This window comes from Alistipes sp. CHKCI003 (assembly GCF_900021155.1).
In the GTDB taxonomy this organism is placed as follows: domain Bacteria; phylum Bacteroidota; class Bacteroidia; order Bacteroidales; family Rikenellaceae; genus Alistipes; species Alistipes excrementavium.
Genome location: NZ_FCNT01000080.1, coordinates 7453 through 9118, shown reverse-complemented (window position 1 = coordinate 9118; position 1666 = coordinate 7453). Strand labels below are relative to the sequence as shown.

At 56.1% G+C, this 1666-nt stretch carries 1 protein-coding gene; it reads right to left on the bottom strand.

The features are described 5' to 3' along the window. On the bottom strand, positions 1-1666 hold a 1666-nt coding region (locus BN3659_RS10445; protein ID WP_171847756.1), incomplete at both ends, for a TonB-dependent receptor.

Here is a 1666-nt window from a genome sequence, read left to right as displayed (position 1 = left end):
TAGCTGTACTGCGAGGTCCGCGTGCGTTTGGGCAGAATGGATTTCCCCGAAGGCAAAGGCCCGCTGTAGCTCATAAAGCACAAATCCATAAAAGTTCCTCGGTTTTCATTGAAGGCGTACGAAAGAATCAGCTCCGGAAACCATCGGCAGTAGTCCCGGTCGGTCGTCGGAGCCGACTCCGACGACTTGTACGAGAGCCGGTCCCATTGGAACCGCAGACCCGCACGCAACGAGAACTTGCCGTAAACGTCCGAATAATCGGCATAGGCTCCCGTCTTCTGAGTGCGGTTCCGAAACCAGACGCTCTGATCCTCGTCCCGCCGCCACGCGCCCGACACGAACTCCCTCATCTCAGAATCGTTGTCGATGTCCTCATACTCGTACGAAACCCCCGCCGTTAAAGTCCGGTGTTCCCTGAAGCTCTTCGTGTAGTCCGCCCGAAACTGGAATGCGGAAATATCCGGCATATAATCTTCGTGCTGAAACTCCGTCGAATACGGCGAACCAGCGGACGGAATCCGGAACAGATGGGTCGTATAGTCGGCGTGTATGCCCTGACTTCGCCCAACATATTCGGCTTGGACCGCAAAACGGGAGCCCAGCGTATCGAAATCGTATCTGTAAGTGGCTGCGGCCTTCCTCGTTCGGGTAAAACTCCGACCGGACATGTCGTACACCGTTTGCCGAGCAGAAGGCTGGTCCGGGGACGGAAAACCGGAGAGAGGGGTCAGCGTCGAAATCTGACGTGAACTCACAGTCGGCTGATTCTTCCACTCGTAAGAACCCAGAACACCAACCTGCTGATTCGGTGCAAGCTCGTAGACCAGAGACAACAGATCCCCTATCTGATAATTGCAACCTGAACCGCGTGTCCGAGCATCGAGCCGCGAACCTTCCGTTCGGTACTCTCCGTAAGCGGAAACCTCGCGGTCGCCGTCACCATAGGCCGATAGAAAATAGTTGTAGATATTGAGATTGCCGTATTGTCCGCTGAAGGTGAAGGGTACGTTGTAATATTGCAGGTAAGGCGAAAAATCCGCACCGGCCGAAACGTTCCCGTAGAAACTGCCGCTCGGCTGCTTGCGAAGACGGACTCGAACGATTCCGCCGTCGAGCATCGCATCGTGCGCACTGCCCGAATGTTTTTCGAGCTCGATCTCATCCACGTTCTCGGCAAGTACCGACCGAAGCTCTTCCACACTCGATTTCCGGCCGTTGATGTACACCAACGAAACCGGTTTCCCGTAAAGAAAAAGCGACGCTCCGTCCGTCCTGACGCCCGGCAGAAGATCGAGCGCCGACGAAACGCTACGGTTCTTTGCGATCGGATTCCCCGCCATGCTGACCGTCAACTTCCCGGCACTGTATTTCGTGTACTGCGCAAGTACGACGACCTCGTCGATATGCTCCGTCCACGGGGTCAACGTATCTATGAGAGGTCCGACCACAGGCAGGTCCGCGGAGCGAATGCTCGAACGGTACGCAAGATGCTCGTAACGTATCAGATAACGACCCGAATGAGGATACGTGAGACGAAAGAAACCGCACGTGTCGCTCGTGGTCCCGCACAATTCAGTCGTGTCCGAATAGCGAAGCAGGCTCACGGTACAGTGGGGGATGCCACGGCCCGTCGTATCCCGCACATATCCCGAAACCGAACCTCCCG